The organism is Herbaspirillum sp. NPDC087042, assembly GCF_044745245.1.
Classification (GTDB): Bacteria; Pseudomonadota; Gammaproteobacteria; order Burkholderiales; family Burkholderiaceae_D; genus Herbaspirillum.
In genome coordinates this window covers 1-17,156 of sequence record NZ_JBIUZW010000028.1, presented here as the reverse complement: position 1 = coordinate 17,156, position 17,156 = coordinate 1, and the positions used below count along the sequence as shown (strand labels likewise).

The following is a 17,156-nucleotide window of genomic DNA, read 5'->3' as shown; positions in this document are numbered from 1 at the left end:
TACTCGAAGGTCTTGGTTACTATATTGAACACGGTATTTCCTTTCTTTTATGGAGCCGGCCCCGACTGTGTCCGCGGTGCACGACTTCCTTTTGCCGACAGATTTTCAGGCGCTGTCGTTCACCTCACCACAGTGACCGGCAATACCGGTCACTTACGACGAACGCGACCATCCATGAATGGACGGACGGCCGCGATGAAGCATTCTTGCCCCGGGGGCGGCGCAGGCCGCGCCAGGCGCCCACGCTTGAGCTTGCGGAATCGCAAAAAACAAAATGCCCGCGTCAACGAGTGACGCAGGCATTTCGTGGTGGTCCCGGGGGCGACCCCGGAAACCCAGACGCGGAGTCAAATTACTTACGCAGACCGAGTTTCTCGATCAGGGCGCGGTAACGGTCGGCGTCCTTGTTCTTCAGGTAGGACAGCAGGCTCTTACGACGGTTGACCATCTTGATCAGGCCACGACGGGAGTGGTGATCCTTGACGTGGGCCTTGAAGTGGCCGTTCAGGTCGTTGATGCGTGCGGTCAGCAGCGCGACTTGGACTTCCGGAGAACCGGTGTCGTTCGTGCCACGTGCGTTTTCGGAGATAATGGCAGCCTTGGCTGCTTTTTCGATGGACATTGCTTTACCTTTCACAAGCGGTGCGCGGAGCGTGCCGGTCATTGAACCTGCGGCCCTGCATACCGTGAATTAAAAATGAGAATCCGGCCAATTCGACCGGACGCGAAATTATATAGCAAAAAGCCATTCCTACCAACACCTGCAAGTTCCCGGACAGGGCAAGCCTCAGCCCTTGCGTCATTGCGTTCAACCGGGCCCCCTCTTGCGGCTGTAAAAAGTGACAACAAGACAACCCATCCAGGACCGAGTTATGAAAGACCGTACTGCCCACCTGTCCCCGCCCCAACCTCGTCGCGCACGCGCGCTGCTGGCCGCCGTGGTGCTGGCCAGCGCCGCCCTGAGCGGCTGCGCCTCCCTGTTCCAGCCGCCGGTACAGCCGGGCGAGAGCGAAGAACAGGTACTGAACCGCCTGGGTCAGCCCAGCAATGTGTATCAGGATGGCAACACGCGCCTGTTCGAATATGCCGCCGGCGCCTTCGGCCAGTACCAGTACATGGCCCGCATCGGCGCGGACCATCGCCTGGTTTCCTACCAGCAAGTGTGGACGCTGGAGAATTTCCACGCCATCCGCGTCAAGCAGGACACCAAGGAAGACGTCCTGCGTCGCCTCGGCCGCCCCACCGAGATCACCCGCTATGCCCGCATCCCCTTCGAGGCCTGGAACTATGGATTCAAGGAAAGCGGCGTCTGGAATTCGCAGATGACGGTGTACTTCAACGACGCCGGCACCGTGGAAAAGGTCGAGAATGGCCCCGATCCGCGCTTCGACGATTCGCGCCTGCGCTTCTAGCCACAGCCCTCCCGGCCCTCCCTGGCCCGAAAAAGAAAATGCCGTCCGGTGCAACACGCACCGGACGGCATTTCTTTCTTCAGGCCAGCAATGACGATCAGATCACCGTCGACAGCCCCAGCGTAAAGACCAGCGCCAGCACCGAGACCAGGGTTTCCATCACGGTCCAGGTCTTGAAGGTCTGCGGCACGGTCATGTTGAAGTATTCCTTGACCAGCCAGAAACCGCCGTCATTGACGTGCGACAGGATCAGCGAACCGGCGCCGGTGGCCAGCACCATCAGTTCCGGACGCACACCACCGACGGTGGAGACGATGGGCGCCACGATACCGCAGGCGGTGGTCATGGCCACCGTGGCCGAACCGGTCGCCACGCGGATCAGCGCCGCCACGAACCAGCCCAGGATCAGCGGCGAGAGGTGCGCATCGGTGGCGATGCCGACGATGGCCTTGGAGACACCGCCATCCATCAGGATGCGGCCGAAACCGGCACCCGCGCCCACCACCAGGGTGATGCTGGCGATCGGCGCCAGGCACTCGTTGGTGAACTTCAGGATCTGCTCGCTACCGAAACCACGGGCACGGCCGAAGGTCCAGAAGCTGACCAGGGTCGCGATCAGCAGCGCAATCACGGAGTTGCCGATCAGGCGCAGGAAGTCGTTGGCAAAGGTCTTGGGTGCGAAGAACAGGTCGGCCCAGCTACCGATCAGCATCAGCGCCACCGGCAGCAGGATGGTGAACAGCGTAATGCCGAAGCCCGGCAGTTCGCGCGCCTTCTTGCCCTCATCGACGAATTGCGAGATCAGCGGATTGTCCGGATTGGGGATCACCACCTTGGAGATCAGCTTGCCGAAAATCGGGCCGGCAATGATCGCCGTGGGGATACCCACGATCAGCGCGTACAGGATGGTGCGACCGATATCGGCGCTATAGGCGGTCACCGCCAAGAGCGCGGCCGGGTGCGGCGGGATCAGACCGTGCACCACCGACAGGCCCGCCACCATGGGGATGCCCACCAGCACCATGTTGGTACCGGTACGCTTGGCGACGTTGAAGGCGATCGGCACCAGCAGCACGAAACCGACTTCGAAGAACACCGGCAAGCCGACGATGAAGGCCACCGTCATCATGGCCCAGTGCACGTTCTTCTCGCCGAAGGCCTTGATCATCGTATTGGCGATACGCTCGGCACCGCCCGACTCGGCCATCATCTTGCCCAGCATCGTGCCCAGGCCCACCACCAGCGCAATGTGACCCAGCGCGCCACCGACACCGGTCTCGAAGGCCTTGACGATATTGCCCATGGGCATGCCCACAGCCAGGCCCAGCACCAGCGACACCACGATCAGGACGATGAACGGATTCATCTTGAATTTGGCAATCAGCACGATCAGTGCGATCACCGCTACCAGTGCATAGACCAGCAGCGCACTTCCTTGTACAGCCTCCATCTGCTTCTCCTCTTCAGAAGGTAAAAAACACCTGCCGGCGCATTGCTCGACTTCTACTTCTTTTACTGCTCCCCTGCCGGCAAGAAACCAAGAACCACAACAGCCAAATTATTTATATCGATTTATATCAATATCAGTCCGGGATACTCATGATCCGACCCCTTGCTGGCGGACGATGGCCGGGCCACCGTCCGCCGCCGAACTGTCTGCCTTCAGCGCTCAGCGCTTGAATGCCACGCAATCGACCTCGACCTTGCAATCCACCACCATGCTCGACACCACGCAGGCGCGTGCCGGCGGATTGGCGCCGAAGTATTCCTTGAAGACCTTGTTGAAGGACTGGAAGTCACGCGCATCGTCCAGCCAGACGCCACAGCGCACGACGTGTTCCGGGCCATAGCCGGCTTCCTTGAGGATGGCCAGCACGTTCTGGATGGCCTTGTGCGATTGCGCGACGATGCCGCCGTCGATCACTTCGCCGTTTTCCATGGCCACCTGGCCCGACACGTACAACCAGCCATCGGCCGCTACCGCGCGGGCGAACGGCAAATGCTGGCCGCCAGTACCGCTGCCGCCCTCTACGCCAAATCGTTGAATGCTCATTGCTGCTCCTTCCTGTTAAAACTCAAGACAATTGAAATACGAAAAAAAACCAGGGAAATCACGCTGACGTTTTCTGCACCGTGCGTGCCAGGAAGCGTCCGGCGCGCGCGCCGGTGGCCTTCTTGTCCTCGCCCCGGTAGGCCAGCTGGCCATTGACCCACACTGACTCGATGCCATGCGCGGGTTGCATGGGATCGGTAAAGCTGGCGGCATCGCGCACGGTCTGGGCATCGAACAGCACCAGGTCGGCGTGGTAACCCTCACGCACCAGGCCACGCTCATGCAGGCCGAAGCGCTGCGCCGACAGGCCGGTCATCTTGTGGACGGCGGTAGCCAGCGAGAACAGCTTCTGCTCGCGGCTGTAGTAGCCCAGCACGCGCGGGAAGGCGCCCCACAGGCGCGGGTGCGGCAAGGGATCGTTGGGCAGGCCGTCCGAGCCGACCACCGAGGCCGGATGCGAGAGGATGCGATTGACATCGTCGTCGGACATGCAGTGATAGACGGCACCGGCCGGCATCAGGCGTGCGGCGGCGGCATGCAGGTCGACACCCCATTCGGCGGCGATCTGCTTCAGCATCTTGCCGCCCTGTTCGGGATGCGGCTCGGACCAGGTGAGCTGGATGTCGTAGTCGGCGGTGACCTGTTTCAGGTCCAGCGTGGAGGAGCTGGCGGTATAGGGATAGCAGTCGCAACCGACATGCTGGTGGCGACCGGCCAGTTCCAGCGCCTGCAACACCTCGGCACTGCGACCCCAGTTCTCGACACCGGCGCACTTCAGGTGCGAGATCACCACCGGCACGCGGGCATGCTTGCCGATGCGGAAGGCTTCGTCCATGGCATCGAGGATGTCAGCGAATTCGCTGCGCAGGTGGGTGGCATAGAGGCCGCCGAACTCGGCCAGCGGTTCGGCCAGGGCCAGCACTTCCTCGGTGGGGGCATTGATGGCATTGCCATAGGCCAGGCCGGTGGACAGGCCCAGCGCGCCATGCTCCAGCGCCTCGCGCAACTGGCTGCGCATGCCGGCGATCTCGGCGTCGGTGGCGGCGCGGTCCAGGCGGTCCATGTGGTTGTTGCGCAAGGCGGTGTGGCCGACCAGGGCCGCCACGTTGATGGCCGGTTGCGCGGCATCGACGGCGGCCACATAGCTGGCGAAGCTGGGGTAGTGGAAATCCCCTGCCTTGCCCAGCAGGTTCATCGGGTCCGGCGGATCGCCCTTCAGGCTCACCGGGGCGGCGCTGATGCCACAGTTGCCCACCACCACCGTGGTCACACCCTGCGACAGCTTGGGGAACATCTCGGGGGTGCGGATCACATTGGTATCGTCATGCGTATGCACGTCGATGAAACCGGGCGAGAGCACGCGCCCGGTGGCATCGACCACGCTGGCAGCCTGCCAGTGCGCCAGTGCGCCGGCATCGGCGATGGCCACGATGCGGCCAGCCTGCACGGCCACGTCGGCCGCGCGTGGTTCAGCGCCCGAGCCATCGATGACCAGGGCGTTGCGGATCAGGGTATCGCAAGCGCCGGACGGGCTTGCTGCGGTATGGCTTGTCATGTCAGTCTCCCAGCGGCTGGTGGCGGTCGCCGCCGCCGCGATGCGTGTCGAGCACGTACTTGAGGCGGCGCAGGCGCTCCTGGCTGCTTTCCTTGTGCAGCAGGGCCAGTTCCAGCACCAGCATGTCCAGCGTCGCCATCATGGCGTAGCGCGACGAGGACGGTTTGAAAATCAGGTCGGTTTCCAGCGTCTTGATGGGCAGCAGCACGTCGGCGATCTTCGCCAGCGGCGAGCCCAGCGCAGTGATGGCGATGAGCTTGACGCCGTATTCGCGCGCCACCTCGCAGCTGGCCAGCAGCTCCGGCACATTGCCGGTGGCCGAGAAGACCAGCAGTACATCTTCCTTGTCCAGGGTGGCGGCCACCATCTTCTGCAGCAGCGCATCGTGATAGGTCGCCACCGGACGACCCAGGCGCACCAGGCGATAGCGCGCCTCGTCGGACATCATGGTCGAACCGCCGCCCATGCCGAAGCAATAGATCATGCGCGCGCCCAGCAACAGACGCGCGGCATCCACCAGCATGTCGGTGTTGAGCATGGCGCGGTTCAGCTCCAGCACGGCGTGGATATCACGGTAGACGGTATCGACCAGTTCCGGCGGCTGCGCCGGTGGCACCGTCTTGGCGCCGTCGAAGAAGCGTTGCCCCACCGCCACCGCCTGTGCCAGCAGGAACTTGAATTCACGCACGTCACGGCAGCCCATGGCCTTGGCAAAGCGCGTCACGCTGGCCACCGATACACCGGCCCTGTCGGCCAGCTCGCCAATGCTGGCGCTGGCCGAGAAAGCCAGGTCGCCGAGGATGGCCTCGGCCACTTTCTGCTCGGCCAGGCGCAAGCTGCTGCTGCGCTCGGTGATGCGGGAGACGATGTCCAAAGTCTGCGCCATGGCTTGGGTTCAGGTGACGGGTTTCCGGAGTGATGAGAAAGGCCTCAATGCCGGCCCAAAAAGTACCGCGGAAATAATTTATGTTATTTACTAACACGGCGTAAACATAGTAAATTCAAGGCTATTATTACGTCAATCCTATTTTTACAGGAATTTATGCGATGAATGATACAAACTACCAAGACGCCAGCCAAACCGTTTACCAAACCGGCATCATCGATCCTGTCAACAAGGGGCTGGGCGCGCTGGCGCAGCCGCTGGCACCGCAACAGGCGGGCAGCGTGCGCTGGAACCTGCTCAATGAAGACATCAGCTTGCCCGCCGCCGTCCTGTATGAAGAAAAGATCGCCCACAACCTGAAGTGGATGCAGGATTTCGTCGGCCAATACCAGGTCAAGCTGGCCCCGCACGGCAAGACCACGATGGCGCCCAAGCTGTTCGCCCGCCAGCTGGACACCGGCGCCTGGGGCATCACCCTGGCCACCGCCCACCAGACCCTGGCCGGCTACCAGCACGGCGTGCGCCGCGTGATCATGGCCAACCAGCTGGTGGGCAAGCGCAACATGGCCATCATCTCGGAGTTGCTGGCCGATCCCGCCTTCGAATTCTTCTGCCTGGTCGATTCGCCTGACCTGGTGGACCAGCTCGGCAGCTTCTTCGCCGAGCGCCGCCAGACCCTGAACGTGCTGCTGGAGCTGGGCCCGGCCGGTGGCCGCACCGGCGTGCGCGACGACGCGCAACAGGCCGCCGTGCTGGCCGCCATCGCCCGCTGGGACAGCATCGCCCTGGCCGGCGTGGAAGTGTATGAGGGTGTGCTCAAGGAAGAGGTCGATATCCGCCGCTTCCTGCAGCGTGCCGTGTCCTGCATCAAGGAACTGGCCGCGCAAGGCCAGCTGGCACGTCGCCTGGCGCGTGGCCCGGCGGTGCTCACCGGTGCCGGCTCGGCCTGGTACGACGTGGTGGCCGAGGAATTCGGCCAGGCCGATATCGGCGCGCCGCTGGATGTGGTGCTGCGCCCGGGCTGCTATCTCACCCATGACGTGGGCATCTACCGTGCCGCCCAGGCCCAGATCCAGGTGCGCAATCCGGTGGCGCACAGCATGCGCACCCAGTTGCAGCCGGCGCTGCAGCTGTGGGCCTATGTGCAATCGATCCCCGAGGCCGACAAGGCCATCATCGCCCTGGGCAAGCGTGACGCCGCCTTCGACGCCGGCCTGCCGCTGCCGGTGGCGCAGTTCCGCCCGGGTAGCCATAGCCAGCCGCAGGCCACGCCAGCGCACTGGGAAGTGACCGGCATGATGGACCAGCACGCCTACCTGAAGATTGCCGCCGGTGACGACATCAAGGTCGGCGACATGCTGGCCTTCGATATCTCCCACCCCTGCCTGACCTTCGACAAGTGGCGTCATCTGGTGGTGGTCGATGCCCGCTTCGACGTAACCGATATCGTGCAAACCTTCTTCTGATTCCTGATCCCTGATTTCTGATCCGACGCAACATGAGCAAGCAGATCCTCGCCTATGGCGAAGCCATGGTGGAATTCAACCAGAGCATCGCGGCGCCGCGCAACTACCTGCAAGGGTATGGCGGCGACACCTCCAACTTCGCCATCGCCGCGGCCCGCCAGGGCGCAGCGACGGCCTATCTCAGCGCGGTCGGTGACGACCATTTCGGCAGCGACCTGCTGGCCCTGTGGCAACAGGAAGGCGTCAGCGTCGAGCATGTGACGGTGACGCCCGGCGAGGCCACCGGCATCTACTTCGTCACCCATGACGATGCCGGCCACCACTTCCACTACCGCCGCGCCGGCTCGGCCGCCAGCCGCTACCAGGCCAGCCAGCTGCCACTGCAAGCCATCGCCGGGGCCGCCGCCCTGCACTTGTCAGGCATCAGCCTGGCCATCAGCGACAGCGCCTGCGATGCCGGCCTGGCAGCGATGGCGCATGCGCGCCGGCATGGCGTGCCGACCTCGCTGGATACCAACCTGCGGCTGCGCCTGTGGCCGCTGGAACGGGCCCGCGAAAAGATGGAGCAAGCCTTCCGGCTATGCGATATCTGCCTGCCCAGCTGGGAAGACGTTGCACAGCTGACCGGGCTGGAGGAGAGGGATGCCATCGTCGACCGCCTGCTGTCCTATGGCATCAAGCTGGTGGCCTTCAAGCTGGGACAGGAGGGCTGCTATGTCGCCACTCCCCAGGAGCGGCGCATGGTCGCGCCCCATCCGGTGCAGGCACTGGATGCCACCGGCGCCGGCGACTGCTTCGGTGGCGCCTTCATGGCCGAACTGACGGCCGGACGTGACCCTTTCAGTGCGGCGCGCTACGCCAACGTGGCAGCGGCTCTCTCCACCACCGGTTACGGTGCCGTGGAACCCATCCCCACACGCCAGCAGGTCGAAGCGCTGCTGGCGCGCTGATCGCGCCTGATCAGGCCTGGCGCGGCGACTGCTGGGCCAGGCTGTCGGCGATGCTACCCAGGCGACGCAGCGCCTGGTCCAGCTCTCGGGTGAAGGGATGACCGCAGCAGATGCGCAGGAAATGCCCGTAGCGATTGGAGTTGGAGAAGATCGCTCCGGGCGACACCCCCACCCCCTCCATCAGGGCAAGTTCGAACAATCGCTGGGAGCAGATCTGCACCGGCAACTCCACCCACATCCCCACCCCGCCATTGGGCACATTCAGGCGCGTGCCCTCCGGGAAATAGGCCGCGATCGATTCGGCCATGCGTTCGCGCTGCTCCTTGAGCAACTGGCGCAGCCGCCGCAGGTGGCGATCGTAGCCCGGGCTGGCGATGAAGTCGGCCGCCGTGACCTGGGTCCATTCCTCGTTGGCGCGCGTATGGGTGAACTTGAGCATCTTGACGCGTTCGTGCCAGCGCCCGCCATTCATCCAGCCCAGCCGCATGCCCGGTGCCAGCACCTTGTTGAGCGAGACGCAATAGATCACGTTTCCGCTGCGGTCGCGGCTCTTCAGCGTGGACGGGCTGACGCTGCCGTCGGCCAGTTCGGTGTAGGCATCGTCTTCGATCAGCGGCAGGCGCAACTGCTCGCATAGCTGCACCAGCTTGTCCTTGTGATCCTCGGGCATGATGCAGCCCAGCGGATTCTGCAGGTTGGGCACCACCACCACCGCCTTGATGTTGCCGTAGGTCCGTACCGCCAGCTCCAGCGCTTCCACCGAGATACCGGTGTGGGGGCTGGTCGGGATTTCCAGCGCCTTCATGCCCAGGTTTTCCAGCGCCTGCAGCAGGCCGAAATAGGTGGGGGACTCCACCGCGATGGTGTCGCCCGGCCCCGCCACGGCGCGCAAGGCCAGGTTGAGCGCCTCGATGCAGCCGTGCGTGACCACCACTTCTTCGGTATCGATGCGCATGCCGGCATTGAGTGCGCGCCGCGCCACGGCCTGGCGGAAGGTGGCATTGCCATTGTGCGGCATGGCGCTGGTGAGCAGCTCCGGGCGGTCACGCAGGGCGCGCATGGCGGCCTGCTTGAGCGTCTCGACCGCGTACAGCTCGGGCGCGCAGGTCATGCCGGACAGATCGATGCGCGGCGCGCCGCTCTGGCGCAGGGCGATGTACTTGGAGACCTTTTCATGGATGCCGACATATTGCTCGGGATCGATGGCCATCAGGTTCTTGGGCTCCTGCACTGGCTGGATCACCTGACGGCGCGGCTGGCGCACGAAATAGCCGGAGCGCGGACGCGCTTCCAGCCAGCCACCCTCTTCCATGTGGCGCAGCGTCTGCAGGGCCGTCGACAGGCTGACCTGGTGCTGGCGCATCAGGTCGCGCACCGAAGGCATGCGGTCGCCCGCCACCAGGGTGCCGGACTGGATGGCGCCCTGATAGTGATCGGCCAGCCGGCGATACAGGGGCTGGCGGCCGGATTCGGCCGTCGCAGCGATGACGGGACTGGGGGGCGCGACCGGCGTGGTCACGGCGGTCACATCGGGGAGGAGCAGGCTGGTATCCATAACAGTAATCATGTTCCGGAGGATGTAACCATAACAGATACAGAGTATTCGAAAAGCAACGATAACAGATCGAAAATTCACCACCTGTTACGCTGCAGGCCTGATTTTCCTGTGCCTGTTGCCGTCGGGCTGCGCTCCCTAGACTGCAAGTGTCCCCCACTTGACGGAGAAAACAGCATGCACAGCCCCTGGCAATCCCCTCTTCCCGAACTCCAGGCCAACGCCCAACCCCTGCACCTGGTCCGCGGCCAGGTCCGCCAGGTCTGGCTGGCCGCCGGCAGCCTGTTGCTCTGCCAGGCCCCGGCCATCACCGTGACCGAATCGCCGCAGTGGCAGGTGGAGCGCCTGACCAGCCGCCAGACCCGCCTGGCCGATGGCGAGCGCATGGTGCTGGAACAGGATGGCTGGGTCGAGATCCACGCCCCGCACGGCGGTGAACTGTTGTGCCTGCTGCCGCTCAGGCAGGCCTGGCATGCCCCTCTCTCGGCCTGGCTCAAGCGCCTGGCCGGGCAGTGGCAGGCCGGACGGCAGGCAACCCGGCACTGACCCAGCCCATGCCACGCCAGCAGGCGAAGCGGGATGGCCAGGCGCCCCCTGGCCATCCATCACCAGGCAGCAATCTGTGACATTTACGTGGTTTTGCTCAAAAAGTTTGCATATATTCCTCACATCAGGGCGCCGATCCGCGCCGATGTTTCCGTAAAACCATTACACTTCATCATCAGCAAAAGATGAAGCGTCATGCAGAACGAACAAGCCCCCGATACCGCAATTGCCGCCACCACTCCCGCCGCAACGATTCCGGCCCTGTCGGAACAGGAAACCTTCGACCTGACGCCGGTCTCCCTCTGGAAGGAAGACTACAGCGGCCTCAAGCGCCTGTTCGACCAGTGGCGTGCCGAGGGCATCAGCGACCTGCGCAGCTACCTGAAGCAGGATCCATCGCGCGCCCACGCCTGTGCCATGCAGATCCGTGTGGTGGACGTCAACCGCCGCACCCTGGAATGGTACGAAGCACGCGACCTGGCGCATCTGGTATCGAACCTGGACAAGGTGTTCCGCGATGACATGATCGATACCTTCATCGATGAGATGGTGCAGCTGTGGGAGGGTCGTACCACCTTCTCCAGCTACACGGTCAACTACACGCTGGGCGGCCGGCGCCTGGACATCCAGCTGTCCGGACGCATCATGCCCGGCAGCGAGCAGAGCTGGGACTACATCCTGCTGGCCATCGAGAACGTCACCGAGCGTGAAACCGCGCGCAAGAAGCTCTCGCGCAGCGAAAACTATGCACGCGGGCTGTTCGAATACTCGCCCATCTCGCTGTGGGTGGAGGACTTCAGCCAGGTCAAGCGGCTCTTCGATGACCTGCACCGTATCGGCATCACCGATTTCCGCACCTTCACCGACGTCCACCCGGAATTCGTGGAACGCTGCATGCAGGAAATCCGCGTCATCGACGTCAACCTGCAGACCCTCTCCATGTTCGGCGCGCCCGACAAGGCGACACTGCTTTCACGCCTGTCCGACGTGTTCCGCGACGACATGCGCCAGCATTTCAACGAGCAACTGATCGAACTGTGGAACGGCAACCTGCTGCATCAGCGCGAAGTGGTGAATTATTCGCTCAGTGGCGAGACCCTGCACGTGCACCTGCAGTTTTCAGTCTTCCCCGGTCACGAAGACCGCTGGGACCTGGTGCTGGTGGCCTTGACCGATATCACCGCCCGCAAGAAGGCCGAGGCCTACCTGGAGTTCCTGGGCAAGCACGACGAGCTGACCAAGTTGCACAATCGCGCCTTCATGGTCGATGAGCTCAATCGCCTGGAGCGCAAGGGTCCCTTCCCGGTCAGCGTGATCGTGGCCGACCTGAACGGGCTGAAGGACATCAACGACGAGCTCGGCCATGCCGCTGGCGATGCCCTGCTGCGCCGCGTGGGCGAGGTGCTGAGCAAGGCCATCGAGCGCCCTGCCAGCGTGGCGCGTACCGGTGGCGACGAGTTTGCCATCCTGCTGCCGGCCACCGATGAGCGTGGCTGTACGCTGCTGATGGACCAGATCCAGAAGCTGGTGGATGTCAACAACCAGTACTACTCCGGCGTGTCACTGAGCCTCTCCATGGGTGCAGCCACCGCGGCCCCGGGCGAGCGCCTGGAGCAGGTGGTGCAACGGGCCGATTCCCTGATGTACGAAGCCAAGCGCAACTACTACGCCACCATGCCCGGCATGGAACGGCGCCACCAGCCCGACTGAGCATGCCCCTTTCCCATGCCGCCGTGCCGGGCGAGAGCCTCCTGCGCGAGCTGCACAGCCTGGCTGCCGGTGAGGAAACGCTGGCGGCCGATATCCTGCGTGGCGCGGCCGGCCAGCCGGTCCATACCCTGGTGCTGCACGGTGCCGGCCAGGGACATCGCCAGCGCCAATGGCCGCTGCGGGAAGCCCTGGCACTGGGCAGCCATGCCAGCGCGGCCATCGACTTCTCTGGCCATGGGCAGAGCAGTGCCCACCGCCCCAATTCGCTGCGCAAGCGCCTGGACGAGGCCCAGGCCGCGCTTGAGCGCCTGACGGTGGCGCCGCGCACTGTCGTGGGGGTGAGCATGAGCGGCGAGATCGCCATGCGACTGGCCTGTCGCCCCGAGAACCACATCACCCACCTGATCACCATCGTCGGTGCCATCTACGACGGAGCCGCCTTCGAACTCCCTTTCGGCCCAGCCTTCAGCGCAGCCCTGCGACGGCCAGAAAGCTGGCGCGATGCCGCTTCGCTGGCGCTGATGCGCCACTACACCGGCCGCATTACCCTGATACGCGCCGCGGATGATGCGGTCATCCCCCATGAGGTGGCCGAACTGATCCGGCAGCACGCCGTTGCCGCCCGGCAGTGCCGCATCGTCGACCTGCCCGGCGTGGATCACCGCGTCAGCGAACGCAGCGCGCAAGACCCTGCCCTGCGCGACTGGCTGGCCGGGCTGATTGCTTCCTAGAACGGATTGGAAATACGATCGATGGCGACGATGCCGGGCTGCCCGGATCAGGCCGTAGTGGAGATCAGGCTGCCCACGATGCCCTGGGTGGCCGCATCGCTGACGAAGGTACTGGCCAGGTCGGGATTGGTCTGCAGCAAGGCGGATTCCTGCGCTGTCAGGCCATCCTGGCCGGTGAATACCCCGGAGCCGTTGTAGACACCGCTGGTCGAGGACGTCGAGGCGATGCTGTCCAGCTCACCCTGCTGCAGCGACTGGGTCGCCTGGTTCTGCGTGGTATCGGGCGTGACGTTGGCCGACGAGCCGGCGTTGACGAAGGAGTTGTACAAGCCCGCCGCATTGTAGGTCAGGCTGTCGCTACTGCTGGAGGAACCGCCCAGGGTCACGATCACGGACGCTTCCGACGCCAGCTCCAATGCCTGCTGCAAGGCAGCCGGATTATTCGTTGCCGACACCGGGTTGCTGCTATTGTCGATCGTCGTCGAGGAGGAAGTCGTCGACGATGAAGTCCCGCTACTGCTATCGGTCGTGATGCTGTAGGGATTGAGACTGCTGAGGGACGTCAGGGAAGTATCGATGGCCATGGTCGATCCAACATTACAGAAACCAGAAACAAATTGGTGCAGATCCTGAAAAGATTCTAGGAAAGAATGCGGGGATCAGCAAGGCAGGCGCCTGCTGCAGAGACAAAAAAACCCGGCTCGCACCGGGTTTTGTCGTAGATCAGCACCGCACGGATCAGTGCGTCTCGTCGCCGTGCTCATCCTTGGTCTGGACGATACTGACCGGCTTGCCCTTGATCCGGCGCCAGATGTAGACGCCATAGCCCGACAGGCCATACAGCACGAACAGGCCAAACAGCACCTTGGAGGGATCACTGGAAATCGCCACCAGCGCCACCACCACCAGCAAGGCCGCGATGAAGGGGACCGGCTTGCGGAAGTTGACGTCCTTGAAACTATAGAACGGCACATTGGTGACCATGGTGATGCCGGCATACAGGGTGATCACCCAGGCCGCCCAGCTCAGGTCGGTACCGGCAAAGCGCAGGTCATCCATGAGCCAGACGAAGCCGGCCACCAGGGCCGCGGCTGCCGGGCTGGGCAAGCCCTGGAAGTAACGCTTGTCGACCACGGCGATGTTGGTATTGAAGCGTGCCAGGCGCAAGGCACCGCCCACGCAGTAGACGAAGGCCGCCAGCCAGCCCAGCTTGCCCATGCCTCGCAGCGACCATTCATAGACCACCAGCGCCGGCGCGGCACCGAAGGACACCATGTCGGACAGGCTGTCGTACTGGGCGCCAAATTCGCTCTGGGTATTGGTCATGCGGGCCACGCGGCCATCCAGGCTATCGAGCACCATGGCGACGAAGATGGCGATGGAGGCGTAGTCGAACTTGAGGTTCATCGCCATCACGATGGCGTAGAAACCGCAGAACAGCGCGGCGGTGGTAAAGGCGTTTGGCAACAGGTAGATGCCGCGCGACCGGCGCCGCACCACGACCTGCCCGGACTCGTCCACGGGTGCGGCGGCCTTGGGCCGGCGCAGGGACTTCGGGAAGGAAATGCCGGCTTTGGTCTTGCGTCGTCGAATGGTGGGCATCGATGTCTAGTAGTGGAATTGCGGGGAAACCAGGGTTGGCTCATCGCCCGCGCGGCGATGCGATGAGCCTGTCGGATGGGATCAGAGTTCGGCCAGGATGGTTTCGGTAGCGGACACTTTTTCACCGACGCTGACCTTGGGGGTCGCCGTCAGCGGCAGGTACACGTCCACGCGCGAACCGAAGCGGATGAAGCCGTAGCGCTGGCCACGTGCCAGGGTGTCACCGGCCTTCACATAGCACAGGATGCGACGGGCGATCAGGCCGGCCACCTGCACGCAGGTCACGTTGTGACCGCTGGTGGTGGTGATGGCCAGGGCATTGCGCTCGTTTTCCAGCGAGGCCTTGTCGAGGTCGGCATTGACGAACTTGCCGGGGAAGTATTGCACCTTCTCGATCTTGCCATCCACCGGCGCGCGGTTGGAGTGGACGTTGAAGACATTCATGAAGACGCTGATCTTCAGCGCTTCGCGATCGGTGTAGGGATCATGGGCACGGGCCACCACCACGATGCGACCGTCAGCCGGCGACAGCACGGCATTGGCGGCCTGCGGGATCACGCGCGGCGGGTCACGGAAGAACTGCAGCACGAACAGCGCAATAATCCACAAGGGGAAGGACCAGCCACCGCAGAAATAGGTCGCCAGCGCCGCCACGACCACGGCGATGGTCAGGAAAGGCCAGCCTTCACGGGCGATAATGGGATGGGGATAGTGGTTATTGTTCAATGTTGCTCCAATGATCGCGGAAAGTTCAAAAGTAAAAGCGTGCCTATTCTAGTCCAGCGCCTGCCAAATGCAATGGAATGCGCGGCCGGCATGCCGGGTGACACGCCATTGGATGGAAATTCGGGGTTTTCCCACCCCATCGGGCAGGAAAAAACAGAAGCGTCCGACTGCAGGAGCGTCAGCGCGCCTGCGGGCGCGAGAAGCTCAGCTTGAGCTCATTGCGCGACAAGCCGCGCGGGCCGGTCAGTTGCATCTGTCCGATCAGGACCGTCACTTCGGCGTCGGCATAGTCCAGGCCGGTGACTTCGGTGACCTGGCGCAGGTCGCCCTGGCGGCGCTCCCGGGGTTCATCGGCGATGATGCCGGGCGGCTCCTTGGCCAACGGTGCGCAAGCCTTCGCCTCATTGACCAGACGCTGGTAGGCGCTGCCCATTTCAGCCGGCGTCGCATAGCGCCAGATACAGGTATAGACCGTGGAATTGTCGGAGATGGCGCAGCTCTCGGCACCATCGAGCATGAAGTTGGAGAGATAGAGGGAGCCACGCTTGTCGCTCTTCATGACCGCATCCGGACCATCCTTTTTCCAGCCATCGAAGTGGGACTGCGACTGCTGGTGGATAGAACGCAGGTCGGCACAGATGTCGGCATGGGCCGCCGGAAGGGATAGCAATCCCATGGCCAGCGGGGCGAAAAGCTTGGTGATGATCCGCATGTTGATCCTGAAAACGGAAAAGGAGGCCGATTATAGCCTCCCTCTCGCATCTGCCCGCAGGGGCAGGGGTTTCTTACCTGGACTTACCGGCCTGGCCGCTTACTTGAAGCGTACCTTGCCCACCAGGCGCATGTTCAGCGTGGACTCACCCGGCTCGAAGCTGGGCTCGGCGACCTGCACGCTCTCCTGGGCCATGTCCGAGCGCATCATCGCCATCTTGGCCATGGGGGCTGCTGCTGGCGCGGCATAGTTGCCGGATCCCTCGAAGTCCACGGTTTCCAGGACGGCGTCAGAGGGTGCACGATGCATCGCGCCAGCAATGAAACCGACGCGCTCTTCCAGGTTCTTGTAGGTCGCATCGACCAGGGCGGCATCGAGCTTCTTGGCAGCTGCCGGGCTCAAGCCGAACTGCAGGCCGTTCAGGCTCATCAGGCCCTGTGCGGCAGCCACGGTCTTGGGCAAGGCCGCCAGGTTCTGGGTCGTCATTTCCAGATACTGGCCGACGCGCCAGCCCACCACCGGACGCGGCTTGCCCGGCTGACGCGGCTGTTGTGCCGTCACCGGCAGCGGCTCGGCGTAGACGGCATAGGTGTAGTAGCCATAGCTCTTGAGGCTCGCTTGCGGATCCTGGTGCTTCAACAGGTCGATGCCCTGCTTCATCTTCTGGTTCACGCGGGAAGCGGCGGCAGCCTTGTCCTTGTCCTGTTCCTCGACTTGCAGGGTCACGCGCGCCTGGTCATTGGGCACGCTGATCTCGCCGTTGGCCGGCACCACGACGATGGTGCCGGTGGTCTGCACCGGTGCTTGAGCCTGGGCCTGGGTGGCCAGGCAGGCGGTTGCCAGCACGGCGCCGAGCATGAATTTGCGGGATGGTGTCATAAGGGATCCTCTTGTTCGCATTATCGATGACGGGATGATCATAGCGTCATATTGCCACTTACATCCCGGCACTTCGACGAGCGCCCTGCCCTATTGGTTCTTGGGAAAATGCAACAAACGGTAACGAATTAACAACAACCCGCATGATCTGCGGCGAAACAGACCCAAGCATTGATCTCGTCACCAAGTCCAGGGACGAAAAAAAACGCCACGGTTTCCCGTGGCGTCTTCCCTAACAGTAACAGCGAACAGTGTTCGATCCGCGACCGATCAGTTCTTGGTCTGGTCGACCAGCTTGTTGGCCTTGATCCAGGGCATCATGGCGCGCAGCTTCTCGCCCACGATTTCGATCTGGTGTTCGGCGTTGATGCGA

The 17,156-nt window shown here is 63.3% G+C and carries 17 protein-coding genes; 6 read left to right on the top strand and 11 right to left on the bottom strand.

Annotation, left to right across the window (positions count from 1 at the left end; genetic code table 11):
* Nucleotides 1–352: 352 nt before the first annotated feature.
* The gene (gene rpsO, locus ACIPHN_RS24705; RefSeq protein ID WP_006712917.1) at nt 353–622 is read right to left on the bottom strand and encodes a 30S ribosomal protein S15; all 270 of its coding nucleotides are present in this window, start codon (nt 620–622) and stop codon (nt 353–355) included.
* A gap of 250 nt (nt 623–872) precedes the next feature.
* Between rpsO and ACIPHN_RS24700 the strand changes: the two genes are divergently transcribed.
* Nucleotides 873–1,412: a hypothetical protein gene (locus ACIPHN_RS24700; protein WP_400441533.1), complete on the top strand. Its 540-nt coding sequence runs from the start codon at nt 873–875 to the stop codon at nt 1,410–1,412.
* A 97-nt stretch (nt 1,413–1,509) separates the two neighbouring features.
* Here ACIPHN_RS24700 and ACIPHN_RS24695 read toward each other — a convergent pair whose 3' ends face one another.
* The 4 genes from ACIPHN_RS24695 to ACIPHN_RS24680 form a co-directional block, all read right to left on the bottom strand.
* A complete protein-coding gene (locus ACIPHN_RS24695) occupies nt 1,510–2,862 on the bottom strand; it encodes a GntP family permease (RefSeq protein WP_400441530.1) in 1,353 nt (450 codons plus the stop codon).
* Between the two features lie 219 nt (nt 2,863–3,081).
* Entirely contained in the window at nt 3,082–3,465 is a 384-nt protein-coding gene (locus ACIPHN_RS24690) for a RidA family protein (protein ID WP_006712914.1), read from the bottom strand.
* A 58-nt stretch (nt 3,466–3,523) separates the two neighbouring features.
* Nucleotides 3,524–5,020, bottom strand: coding sequence for an amidohydrolase family protein (locus ACIPHN_RS24685; protein ID WP_400441525.1), 1,497 nt, complete (start codon nt 5,018–5,020; stop codon nt 3,524–3,526).
* 1 nt (nt 5,021) lies between these two features.
* Nucleotides 5,022–5,906 carry a MurR/RpiR family transcriptional regulator gene (locus ACIPHN_RS24680; RefSeq protein WP_400441522.1) on the bottom strand — a complete coding sequence of 295 codons (885 nt, stop codon included), beginning with the start codon at nt 5,904–5,906 and terminating at the stop codon, nt 5,022–5,024.
* Nucleotides 5,907–6,067: 161 nt separating this feature from the next.
* Here ACIPHN_RS24680 and ACIPHN_RS24675 point away from each other — a divergent pair, with 161 nt between their 5' ends.
* Both ACIPHN_RS24675 and ACIPHN_RS24670 read left to right on the top strand, forming a co-directional pair.
* Nucleotides 6,068–7,372: an amino acid deaminase gene (locus ACIPHN_RS24675; RefSeq protein ID WP_400441520.1), complete on the top strand. Its 1,305-nt coding sequence runs from the start codon at nt 6,068–6,070 to the stop codon at nt 7,370–7,372.
* Nucleotides 7,373–7,404: 32 nt separating this feature from the next.
* Nucleotides 7,405–8,322, top strand: coding sequence for a sugar kinase (locus ACIPHN_RS24670; protein WP_400441518.1), 918 nt, complete (start codon nt 7,405–7,407; stop codon nt 8,320–8,322).
* Between the two features lie 10 nt (nt 8,323–8,332).
* Here ACIPHN_RS24670 and ACIPHN_RS24665 read toward each other — a convergent pair whose 3' ends face one another.
* On the bottom strand, nt 8,333–9,877 hold the full coding sequence (locus ACIPHN_RS24665) for a PLP-dependent aminotransferase family protein (protein ID WP_400441516.1): 1,545 nt from the start codon (nt 9,875–9,877) through the stop codon (nt 8,333–8,335).
* Nucleotides 9,878–10,054: 177 nt separating this feature from the next.
* Here ACIPHN_RS24665 and ACIPHN_RS24660 point away from each other — a divergent pair, with 177 nt between their 5' ends.
* The 3 genes from ACIPHN_RS24660 (at nt 10,055) to ACIPHN_RS24650 (ending at nt 12,864) form a co-directional block, all read left to right on the top strand.
* Nucleotides 10,055–10,423: a hypothetical protein gene (locus ACIPHN_RS24660; protein ID WP_400441514.1), complete on the top strand. Its 369-nt coding sequence runs from the start codon at nt 10,055–10,057 to the stop codon at nt 10,421–10,423.
* A 195-nt stretch (nt 10,424–10,618) separates the two neighbouring features.
* Complete coding sequence (locus tag ACIPHN_RS24655; RefSeq protein WP_400441511.1) at nt 10,619–12,133, top strand: diguanylate cyclase domain-containing protein; 1,515 nt, start codon at nt 10,619–10,621, stop codon at nt 12,131–12,133.
* A gap of 2 nt (nt 12,134–12,135) precedes the next feature.
* Nucleotides 12,136–12,864 carry an alpha/beta fold hydrolase gene (locus ACIPHN_RS24650; RefSeq protein ID WP_400441508.1) on the top strand — a complete coding sequence of 243 codons (729 nt, stop codon included), beginning with the start codon at nt 12,136–12,138 and terminating at the stop codon, nt 12,862–12,864.
* A gap of 47 nt (nt 12,865–12,911) precedes the next feature.
* On the opposite strand, the gene ACIPHN_RS24645 is transcribed toward ACIPHN_RS24650, so the two are convergent.
* From ACIPHN_RS24645 to ACIPHN_RS24625, 5 genes are all read right to left on the bottom strand, one after another.
* Nucleotides 12,912–13,448, bottom strand: coding sequence for a hypothetical protein (locus tag ACIPHN_RS24645; protein WP_400441505.1), 537 nt, complete (start codon nt 13,446–13,448; stop codon nt 12,912–12,914).
* Nucleotides 13,449–13,602: 154 nt separating this feature from the next.
* Complete coding sequence (pssA, locus tag ACIPHN_RS24640) at nt 13,603–14,466, bottom strand: CDP-diacylglycerol--serine O-phosphatidyltransferase (RefSeq protein ID WP_400441503.1); 864 nt, start codon at nt 14,464–14,466, stop codon at nt 13,603–13,605.
* An 81-nt stretch (nt 14,467–14,547) separates the two neighbouring features.
* On the bottom strand, nt 14,548–15,192 hold the full coding sequence (locus tag ACIPHN_RS24635) for a phosphatidylserine decarboxylase (protein WP_400441501.1): 645 nt from the start codon (nt 15,190–15,192) through the stop codon (nt 14,548–14,550).
* Nucleotides 15,193–15,370: 178 nt separating this feature from the next.
* Nucleotides 15,371–15,904 (bottom strand): vesicle formation protein, encoded by a 534-nt coding sequence (locus ACIPHN_RS24630; RefSeq protein ID WP_400441498.1) that lies wholly within the window; start codon nt 15,902–15,904, stop codon nt 15,371–15,373.
* 99 nt (nt 15,905–16,003) lie between these two features.
* On the bottom strand, nt 16,004–16,783 hold the full coding sequence (locus ACIPHN_RS24625) for an SIMPL domain-containing protein (protein ID WP_400441495.1): 780 nt from the start codon (nt 16,781–16,783) through the stop codon (nt 16,004–16,006).
* Nucleotides 16,784–17,156: the final 373 nt, after the last annotated feature.

Coding starts and splice junctions, on each gene's coding strand:
- rpsO (WP_006712917.1), bottom strand. CDS start 622: ATGTCCATCGAAAAAGCAGCCAAGGCTGCCATTATCTCCGAAAACGCA.
- ACIPHN_RS24700 (WP_400441533.1), top strand. CDS start 873: ATGAAAGACCGTACTGCCCACCTGTCCCCGCCCCAACCTCGTCGCGCA.
- ACIPHN_RS24695 (WP_400441530.1), bottom strand. CDS start 2,862: ATGGAGGCTGTACAAGGAAGTGCGCTGCTGGTCTATGCACTGGTAGCG.
- ACIPHN_RS24690 (WP_006712914.1), bottom strand. CDS start 3,465: ATGAGCATTCAACGATTTGGCGTAGAGGGCGGCAGCGGTACTGGCGGC.
- ACIPHN_RS24685 (WP_400441525.1), bottom strand. CDS start 5,020: ATGACAAGCCATACCGCAGCAAGCCCGTCCGGCGCTTGCGATACCCTG.
- ACIPHN_RS24680 (WP_400441522.1), bottom strand. CDS start 5,906: ATGGCGCAGACTTTGGACATCGTCTCCCGCATCACCGAGCGCAGCAGC.
- ACIPHN_RS24675 (WP_400441520.1), top strand. CDS start 6,068: ATGAATGATACAAACTACCAAGACGCCAGCCAAACCGTTTACCAAACC.
- ACIPHN_RS24670 (WP_400441518.1), top strand. CDS start 7,405: ATGAGCAAGCAGATCCTCGCCTATGGCGAAGCCATGGTGGAATTCAAC.
- ACIPHN_RS24665 (WP_400441516.1), bottom strand. CDS start 9,877: ATGGATACCAGCCTGCTCCTCCCCGATGTGACCGCCGTGACCACGCCG.
- ACIPHN_RS24660 (WP_400441514.1), top strand. CDS start 10,055: ATGCACAGCCCCTGGCAATCCCCTCTTCCCGAACTCCAGGCCAACGCC.
- ACIPHN_RS24655 (WP_400441511.1), top strand. CDS start 10,619: ATGCAGAACGAACAAGCCCCCGATACCGCAATTGCCGCCACCACTCCC.
- ACIPHN_RS24650 (WP_400441508.1), top strand. CDS start 12,136: ATGCCCCTTTCCCATGCCGCCGTGCCGGGCGAGAGCCTCCTGCGCGAG.
- ACIPHN_RS24645 (WP_400441505.1), bottom strand. CDS start 13,448: ATGGCCATCGATACTTCCCTGACGTCCCTCAGCAGTCTCAATCCCTAC.
- pssA (WP_400441503.1), bottom strand. CDS start 14,466: ATGCCCACCATTCGACGACGCAAGACCAAAGCCGGCATTTCCTTCCCG.
- ACIPHN_RS24630 (WP_400441498.1), bottom strand. CDS start 15,904: ATGCGGATCATCACCAAGCTTTTCGCCCCGCTGGCCATGGGATTGCTA.
- ACIPHN_RS24625 (WP_400441495.1), bottom strand. CDS start 16,783: ATGACACCATCCCGCAAATTCATGCTCGGCGCCGTGCTGGCAACCGCC.